Genomic DNA, 7,889 nt, shown 5'->3' on the forward strand with positions numbered 1-7,889 from the left:
GCACGTTTTGGTAATAGATTTAGAATTGAGCAACGCATTCAACCCTCTAAGACTGTGCATCGTTTTAGATATCGTTTTGCTATAGATATTCCGTTAAAAGGTTTAAAAATGGATATTGGCGAGCCCTATTTGGTAGCTACTACAGAATCTTTGATAAGCATCAGCAAAAGCGAAAAACCTATGTACGATCAACGACTTACCTCTCAAATTGGTTGGTCTATATCTCAAAACCTAAAGGCCCAACTTGGTATACAGTTTAGAATGGAAAACTATACGGAGCATACAGAACATGTGTTCCTTTTCTTGAACAGTTTGGTTATCTCAATTTAAAAATTTGATGAATTCCTTTCTTGGTATTTCTTGCGCACCCATACTTTCTAAATGATCGGTATGCAGTTGACAATCTAACAACTTATAATTTTTTGACTGCAACTCTTCCGCAAGTTTGATAAAGGCGAATTTAGATGCGTTCGACGTTAAACTGAACATACTTTCGCCACAGAAAATATCACCTAAATCTACACCGTATAAACCACCCACCAATTTATTGCCTTCCCATACTTCGTATGATTTTGCAATACCCTTTTCATGTAATTTTAAATATGCATTTTTCATATCGCTTGTAATCCATGTACCATCTTGTCCTTCCCTTGGTACTGATGAGCAATACTCCAAAACTTCTTTAAAACATGTGTTTTTGGTTAAACGAAACTGATTGCTCCGAATAACTTTGCGCATGCTTTTAGATATTTTTATTTGATGGGGATACAGAATCATTCTAGGATCAGGACTCCACCATAAAATGATCGAATCATTATCAAACCAAGGGAAAATTCCACTTTGATATGCCAAGAGCAACCGTTCTGGAGAAAGATCACCGCCAACTGCCAACAAGCCTTCTGTATTGGCACTATCTACTGGCGGAAAAATAAGTTCATCGTTCAAAAAGTACATGACTGGCCAAAGCTTTTGGTCTACTGAAAATAAATAAAGGACCTAGAACAAAAAAACTTGTTTAACTATTTAAAGCTAAACAAGTTTACTATTATAAAGACTTAACGTCCTAAAATATCTATATGTTATTCTTAGAAAGGAAGATCATCATGATCTTCTTCATTTAAATTATCCGCAGGCTCAAAAGCTTCCATTGGTGCAACCGGTGGCATACCAGCAGCTGGAGCTCCTTGAGACGCTCCTTCAATTCTCCATCCTTGAATAGAGTTGAAATATTTTACCTGTCCTTGAGGGTTTGTCCATTCCCTACCTCTAAGGTTAATGCTCACTTTTACATCTTGGCCTACGCCATAGTTGTTCAATAAATCACATTTATCTTGAACAAACTCTATCATTATATGTTGTGGATACTGCTCATCTGTAGTAACTACCAATTCTCTTTTTCTAAAGCCATTAGACCCAAAAGTTTGGGTTTCTCCTATCAATTTTACTTTACCTTCTATTTCCATCTTGAACTCTTTTTACAATAGAGTCCAAAAATACATAAAATGATGTTGTTATAAAACAGACTACAACGATAACCACACAACAATTATTCACAATTAGGGTTATCTTTAGTATTAGATAACTATTGGATGAACTTTATTCCTAAAAACAAAATTTCCAACATTTTTCTATTGATAGGCTCCTTTCTAGTCGTAAGCCTTATCTTATGGAATACCAATAGCTTTTTTAAACAATTTAAAGAAGAAGAACGCCTTAAAATGGAAATTTGGGCCACCGCCCAATCAGAATTTCTACAATCTTCAGAAACCGTTGATTTAGGCAGCTTGCATTTAAAGGTTTTTCAGAATAACACCTCTACCCCAATGATTCTTATCAACAAGGACAAATCGATAAGAGTCAACAACTTTCCACCTAATAAATTAAAGGACTCTGCATACATTCAAAGCCAACTTCGAAAATTTAAGAATGAAAACACACCGATCTCCATAGATCAGCAAGGTGAACACTTGGCTACTTTATATTATGGAAATTCTGATGTCTTAACCAAACTCAAATATTATCCTATTGCCTTACTCCTTATTATTTTTCTTTTTGCAGCGGTTATCTATTTTTTGTTCAGAACCAACAAAGCCTCTGAACAGAATAAATTATGGGCAGGTATGGCAAAAGAAACTGCACACCAAATAGGCACACCACTTTCTTCTCTTTTGGGCTGGAACGAGCTTTTAAAATCTGAGACCATTAACCCAAGCATAACCAAAGAAATAGAAAAGGATATTGATAGATTGCAAACTATTACAGAGCGTTTCTCCAAAATTGGTTCTTTACCCAAACTGGTAGAAAGTGATATTGTAAAAGAAACGAAAGATGCTTTTGAGTACTTAAAGCGAAGAAGTTCAAAACTCATTCATTTTTCATTTAGTACAAAAGTGGATCACCTACCGGTAATGTTAAACAGTTCATTGTACAATTGGACCATAGAAAATTTAGTTAAAAACGGAATTGACGCCATGAGAGGCAAAGGCAGTATTGCCATAGAAATAGTTCAAGATCACAAATATGTAAACATTTTAATAGCCGATACAGGGCATGGAATTTCAAAAAGCAACTATAATAGTATCTTTACACCCGGTTTCACCTCAAAAAAGAGAGGTTGGGGCTTAGGACTTTCTTTGGTTAAGCGTATTGTTGAAGAATATCACGACGGTAAAATAAAAGTATTATCATCTGGCAAAGAAGGAACTATAATGCAAATTTCTTTAAAAGTGTCTCAATAATTATGGCCAAGGAAAAATTAGAAGTTATTAAAGAAGCCAAACTAACGAATAACTGTCCGGAGTGTTTTAATCAGGATTTAAGTCTTACTTTTTATCAAAAACACACCTACGGTAGCTTTTTTCATAAAATTACTGGAGACCTCAGCAATAAATTAGTCTGTAATACTTGCCTCACCACAATCTACCCAGTAAGTTGGACGGATGATATAGAGCGTATGTTCAACTATTATCAAAAAACGGCTGTTCCAGCCAAAAAATCATCTCAACCAACACTATTATTTTATGGGCTTTTGTTAGCTATGATCGCCTTGGTAGCAGGAGCTATTTACCTTTTTATTTCTGGTGCCATTTAAATCTTAGCTCCAATTTCCTGGGCCAGTTCTGCCAACTCTTCATTACTTAGCTTAACCTTGTGTTGAAAAGTTGCATCTTTCATTTCGTTCAACGGAATTAAATGAACATGAACATGCGGTACTTCTAACCCAATAACAGACATTCCAATTCGCTTACATTCAACAGTTTTTTCCAGCGCCTTGCCCACTTTTCTTGAAAATGACATGAGACCCAAGTACGTTTCCTCATCCAAGTCAAATATTTTATTTACCTCTTTTTTTGATATACACAAGGTGTGCCCTTTAGCGTTTGGGTTGATATCCAAGATTGCTAAGAAATTTTCATCTTCCGCTACTTTAAAGCATGGTATTTCACCATTTATGATCTTGGTAAAAATCGTTGGCATAGTCGTTTGCTATTTAATACAAATTAAAAAATCCTACCCTTTTAAAAAGGATAGGATTAAATATAGTTATTTAAAAAATTTAAGCTCTTGTTATTTCAAGAATTTCAAATTTTATTGCTCCGCTAGGAACAGTAATTTCAGCAGTATCTCCCACTTTTTTACCTAAAAGTCCTTTGCCAATTGGTGAGCTTACAGATATTTTGCCCGTTTTAAGGTCCGCCTCACTTTCCGCTACCAATTTATAGCTCATTTCCATGCCATTGTTTTGATTTTTTAACTTCACGGTAGAAAGTACCAGAACCTTAGAGGTATCTAATTGCGACTCATCAATTATACGTGCATTGGCCACGGTATTTTCCATCTTGGAAATTTTCATTTCCAAAAGACCCTGTGCTTCTTTGGCAGCGTCATATTCTGCGTTTTCTGACAAATCTCCTTTATCCCTTGCCTCTGCAATTGCTTGAGATGCCTTTGGGCGTTCAACATCACGTAAATGATTTAGTTCTGCCTTAAGTTTTTTTAACCCTTCGACAGTATAGTATGATATGTTACTCATAACTTCCTCGTTTTATAAATAGACAAATCCTCTGCAAATGCCTGTTAATTCGGCTTTTTAAGAGAGGATTTAACACAAATATACATAATTTTTACGCACATTTGCTGAAGTTTTTTAAAACTAAATTTTAACCATGATAAAGAGATTAAGCATCGTAATTCTATTGATTATCACCGCTTGCAGTAATGATGGTACAAACAGAAATCCGTATTTACAGGAAATCAATTTTCGTTTTGAAGCTAATTTAAACCTGCCTTTATATAGTCCTCTTACAAATATTGGTAGTGCGATCTATATTCCAAGTGATCTTGCCGGCACAAGAGGTGTTTTTGTAATTCAATCAAGCATTAATCAATTTAGAGCTTTTGAAGGTAGCTGCCCAAATCACGCCCCTAATGATTGCTCTACAATGGTGTTGAACGGGCAAACTGTTATTTGTTCTTGCGAAGATTTTGAATACCTTCTATTTACGGGTCAACTGTTTAATAGACCCGAGGATGAAAATCGCTATTATGATATGTTAGAATATCGTGCAGTTTTAAGTGGTGGCAGCGTAATAATCTCTAATTAAGCATTATTCTTCAGCGCGGTATTTCTCCATTATTTCCTTGAACAGCTCACCTGTACTTGGTGGTGTATACGATATTGCATTTGCCCCGGCATCTATTGCTGCGACTATAGAATCGTCAGATTTTCCACCCGTGGCAATGATGGCGACCTTATCATTTAAATCCCTAATTTTTTTAATGATATCTGCAGTTTTAGCTGCGCCGGACACATTGAATATATCTACACCTGCATCTATTCTACCTTTAATATCATCTTTTTCCAAAACCACCGTAATGGTTACCGGTATATCAATTTTTTCCTTGAGCATGGTTATAAGGCTGTTAGGGGTAGGCTTATTTAAAACCACCCCTAAAGCACCTTGAAATTCTGCATGTATTGCCAACTCTAAAGACCGTACCCCGGTTGTTAACCCGCCACCGACCCCACAAAATATAGGTTTGTCGGCAGCCAATATCAAAGCATTTGATATTACCGGTTGCGGTGTAAACGGATATACCGCTATAATTGCATTGGCATTGGTATTTCTTATAATAGCTACGTCAGTACTAAACAAAAACGACTTTATAGATTGCCCAAAAACACGAATGCCAGAGCATTGAGAAATGACCTCTGGCACCGTTACTATATTGTTTCTTAACCTACTGCCAAAAACTGGAATGTTGCGCTCCATAACCCTGAGAATTAGTCTCCTAATTTAGATTATTCCACTATGCGCCTTACATTCTCAACAAATATTTAAGACAACTTTATATCTTTCTATTATCAATTAAAAATTCACTGTTGCACCTAACAAAAAGTTAGTTCCTGCTTGCGGATAATAACCCTGCACTTCAAATGAATTACCAGGTGTAGACCAACTATCTACATACGTATACCCGTTAGAAACATACTTTTCATTGAAGATGTTATTTACCAAACCTGAAAACACGATAGACTTTACAATGCTATTCATGTTGATCTCATACGTAATATTGAAATCTGTGGTAAAATAAGAGTCTAGCTTAGATGCTTTTGTATCTGTATTGCTTAGATATTGCTCACCTACGAACTTTGAATACAGCGAAATATTCATAGCATCACATGGCATATAACTAAAAACGTTACCCGCCACCAAGCCCGGAGAATAAGCAATGTTGGTATCTCCTAAACCTTGTAGCATACCATCTCTATCAATAAAGAAATCTTTGTTCTTATTTTGACTGATGGCAATGTTAGGCCTTAGGTTGAATTTTTCACCCAATATTATATTGGCATCAACTTCTAAACCTAGCCTGTAACTATCGCCAATATTTTCCCTTAATGGTGCACCAACGTCATTTAACTCACCAGTAACCACTAACTGATCCTTATAATTCATGTAATATACATTGGTATTTACTTGAACTGAAGGGGAAACATACCTCCATCCCAATTCAAAATCATTTAGTTTCTCAGGTTTTGGATTACCATTTTCATAATCGTTCCTATTGGGCTCCCTATTAGCTACCGCATAAGACAAGTAAAAATTATTATTGGCATTAAGATCAAAGGTTACTCCTGCCTTTGGATTGAAAAAATTGAACGTATCATCAACAAGACCGGTATCTTCCCCGTTTGCTTTATACCCAACTGTTCTATATTGAACATCTCCATACAATGACCACTGATCTGTTAATTGATAATTTGCCTTTGCGTATAAGTTAAAATCTGTTTTAGATGAACTATCATCATAGTACCGATCTTTGTAACTACTATTACTAGCATATCTAGCCCAGATTACCTCTCCAAAATGATCCCCTTCGTATTTATTAAGACCACCACCAACTATTAAATCTAACTTTTCTTTCTTGTAATTCGCAGAAAAAACGGTTCCGTAGAAATCATTATCCAACCATCGTCTTCTAATTAAATCGGTAGTATTCACTTCTTCACCATCTACAATCAGTGGCTCAAAACCATAGGTAGAAAAATCATCGGCTTCTCTATACTGCTCAAAATAACCTCTACCTCTTGTATAGTGCAACGCAATATTTGTACTCCAAAAATCAGAAATCTGTTCGTTCCATAATAATTGTGCATGGTCTTGCTTGTAATTATCCACTTCATTATCATAAAACTGGGTATTACCATTTAAATCAGTATAAATACCTGAAGGATTAAAAGTTCTATTATCCCTCAAAGTTTGACCATCTATACCGTACCAAGCTTGGTACGTAATTTCATGACCCCCAAACATCAATGCCTTGATCAAAGTATTGTCATCTTTATAAGCCGCTTGTAAAAAATAAGATTCTAAATCCGATCTTGCTCTATCTATATAACCATCTGATTTAATTTTAGATAGTCTACCTGAAATTTCAATATGATCATTTAATAATCCGGTACTGAACTTTAAATTATTTCTTAATGTACCGTAGCTACCTATAGAACTTGATATTTGACCATAAGCGTCTTGTGAAAAACCGTCTGTCAACAAGTTTAAACTTGCCCCAAAAGCACCTGCACCATTGGTAGATGTACCTACACCACGTTGCAATTGCAAACTCTCAGTTGAAGAAGCAAAATCTGGCATATTTACCCAAAATGTACCTTGTGACTCGGCATCGTTATAAGGTATTCCGTTAATGGTCACATTTACACGTGTAGCATCACTACCTCTTACTCTAAGCCCAGTATAACCTACACCGGCACCAGCATCTGTAGTAGTTACCACAGATGGTAAAAAGTTCATTAATACAGGAATGTCCTGCCCAAGGTTTCTTGGTTTAATTTCCTCTTTTGTAAGATTTGAAAATGTAACCGGAGATTGCTTGGTTACCCTTACCGCAGAGACGAACACTTCGTCTAAGACTACTTTTTGACCCTCTAGAGAATCAGTTACTTGTTCTTGGGCACTAACTCCAAGACTAAACGCAAAAAACGCCGCAATTGTGAAAATAGTAAGTTTCATTCGTAAATTAAATACGAATAAAAGGGGCTATTATTCTAAATAAAAATTGATTTTGCCTATTTAAAGACTTTGTTTTCCAAAATGAAGTCAGCCATTACGCTGGCTGGCCCCTCGCTAAAAATGTCCACCGGACATTTTTTTAACGCTCGGTCCCTTGGCAGCATTACCCGCCCAGGTTCTTTGGGTATAATCTCAGCTTTGTCCTAAAAAATATTAGGATTTTGGCACCCCTTTGAGATGCCGCAAATGTAATGCAGTAATTTTAACTCTCATAAATAAATCTGAAAAAATAACATCTTGTTTAATTAACATCATTTTAGAACTTATTATCCCTGTTTTGTCGTATTTACCTATACA

Annotated in this window: 10 protein-coding genes; 4 read left to right on the forward strand and 6 right to left on the reverse strand. The window is 35.8% G+C overall.

Annotated features, from left to right (window positions below):
* Positions 1-330: DUF2490 domain-containing protein (locus tag QZ657_RS00300; protein WP_291964227.1), on the forward strand; the 330-nt coding region annotated here is incomplete at its 5' end.
* Here the strand turns inward: QZ657_RS00300 and aat are convergent.
* Positions 322-954, reverse strand: coding sequence for a leucyl/phenylalanyl-tRNA--protein transferase (aat, locus tag QZ657_RS00305; RefSeq protein WP_291964229.1), 633 nt, complete (start codon positions 952-954; stop codon positions 322-324). The genes QZ657_RS00300 and aat overlap by 9 nt on opposite strands.
* Positions 955-1,085: 131 nt before the next feature.
* Positions 1,086-1,463: a DUF3127 domain-containing protein gene (locus tag QZ657_RS00310; protein ID WP_276470908.1), complete on the reverse strand. Its 378-nt coding sequence runs from the start codon at positions 1,461-1,463 to the stop codon at positions 1,086-1,088.
* A gap of 126 nt (positions 1,464-1,589) precedes the next feature.
* Between QZ657_RS00310 and QZ657_RS00315 the strand changes: the two genes are divergently transcribed.
* A complete protein-coding gene (locus QZ657_RS00315) occupies positions 1,590-2,738 on the forward strand; it encodes a sensor histidine kinase (protein ID WP_291964230.1) in 1,149 nt (382 codons plus the stop codon).
* Positions 2,739-2,740: 2 nt separating this feature from the next.
* A complete protein-coding gene (locus QZ657_RS00320; protein ID WP_291964232.1) occupies positions 2,741-3,091 on the forward strand; it encodes a hypothetical protein in 351 nt (116 codons plus the stop codon).
* Here the strand turns inward: QZ657_RS00320 and QZ657_RS00325 are convergent.
* Both QZ657_RS00325 and greA read right to left on the reverse strand, forming a co-directional pair.
* Positions 3,088-3,477, reverse strand: a complete 390-nt coding sequence (locus tag QZ657_RS00325) for an HIT family protein (protein ID WP_291964233.1) — start codon at positions 3,475-3,477, stop codon at positions 3,088-3,090. The two genes, QZ657_RS00320 and QZ657_RS00325, sit on opposite strands and share 4 nt — an antisense overlap.
* A gap of 79 nt (positions 3,478-3,556) precedes the next feature.
* On the reverse strand, positions 3,557-4,033 hold the full coding sequence (gene greA, locus QZ657_RS00330; protein ID WP_036157110.1) for a transcription elongation factor GreA: 477 nt from the start codon (positions 4,031-4,033) through the stop codon (positions 3,557-3,559).
* A gap of 133 nt (positions 4,034-4,166) precedes the next feature.
* Between greA and QZ657_RS00335 the strand changes: the two genes are divergently transcribed.
* Entirely contained in the window at positions 4,167-4,604 is a 438-nt protein-coding gene (locus tag QZ657_RS00335; RefSeq protein ID WP_291964234.1) for a hypothetical protein, read from the forward strand.
* Positions 4,605-4,607: 3 nt separating this feature from the next.
* Here the strand turns inward: QZ657_RS00335 and QZ657_RS00340 are convergent, their stop codons facing one another.
* Together QZ657_RS00340 and QZ657_RS00345 are read right to left on the reverse strand one after the other, a co-directional pair.
* Positions 4,608-5,273, reverse strand: coding sequence for a hydrolase (locus QZ657_RS00340; RefSeq protein ID WP_291964236.1), 666 nt, complete (start codon positions 5,271-5,273; stop codon positions 4,608-4,610).
* 96 nt (positions 5,274-5,369) lie between these two features.
* Entirely contained in the window at positions 5,370-7,532 is a 2,163-nt protein-coding gene (locus QZ657_RS00345) for a TonB-dependent receptor (RefSeq protein WP_291964237.1), read from the reverse strand.
* Between the last annotated feature and the right edge of the window lie 357 nt (positions 7,533-7,889).

Origin of the sequence: Maribacter sp. (assembly GCA_020629415.1) — a bacterium.
In the GTDB taxonomy this organism is placed as follows: Bacteria; Bacteroidota; Bacteroidia; order Flavobacteriales; family Flavobacteriaceae; genus Maribacter; species Maribacter huludaoensis.

Bases quoted from the DNA above. Each gene is read 5' to 3' on its own strand.
- greA (WP_036157110.1), bottom strand. From the start codon at position 4,033: ATGAGTAACATATCATACTATACTGTCGAAGGGTTAAAAAAACTTAAG.
- QZ657_RS00345 (WP_291964237.1), bottom strand. From the start codon at position 7,532: ATGAAACTTACTATTTTCACAATTGCGGCGTTTTTTGCGTTTAGTCTT.
- QZ657_RS00320 (WP_291964232.1), top strand. From the start codon at position 2,741: ATGGCCAAGGAAAAATTAGAAGTTATTAAAGAAGCCAAACTAACGAAT.
- aat (WP_291964229.1), bottom strand. From the start codon at position 954: ATGTACTTTTTGAACGATGAACTTATTTTTCCGCCAGTAGATAGTGCC.
- QZ657_RS00325 (WP_291964233.1), bottom strand. From the start codon at position 3,477: ATGCCAACGATTTTTACCAAGATCATAAATGGTGAAATACCATGCTTT.
- QZ657_RS00335 (WP_291964234.1), top strand. From the start codon at position 4,167: ATGATAAAGAGATTAAGCATCGTAATTCTATTGATTATCACCGCTTGC.
- QZ657_RS00340 (WP_291964236.1), bottom strand. From the start codon at position 5,273: ATGGAGCGCAACATTCCAGTTTTTGGCAGTAGGTTAAGAAACAATATA.
- QZ657_RS00315 (WP_291964230.1), top strand. From the start codon at position 1,590: ATGAACTTTATTCCTAAAAACAAAATTTCCAACATTTTTCTATTGATA.
- QZ657_RS00310 (WP_276470908.1), bottom strand. From the start codon at position 1,463: ATGGAAATAGAAGGTAAAGTAAAATTGATAGGAGAAACCCAAACTTTT.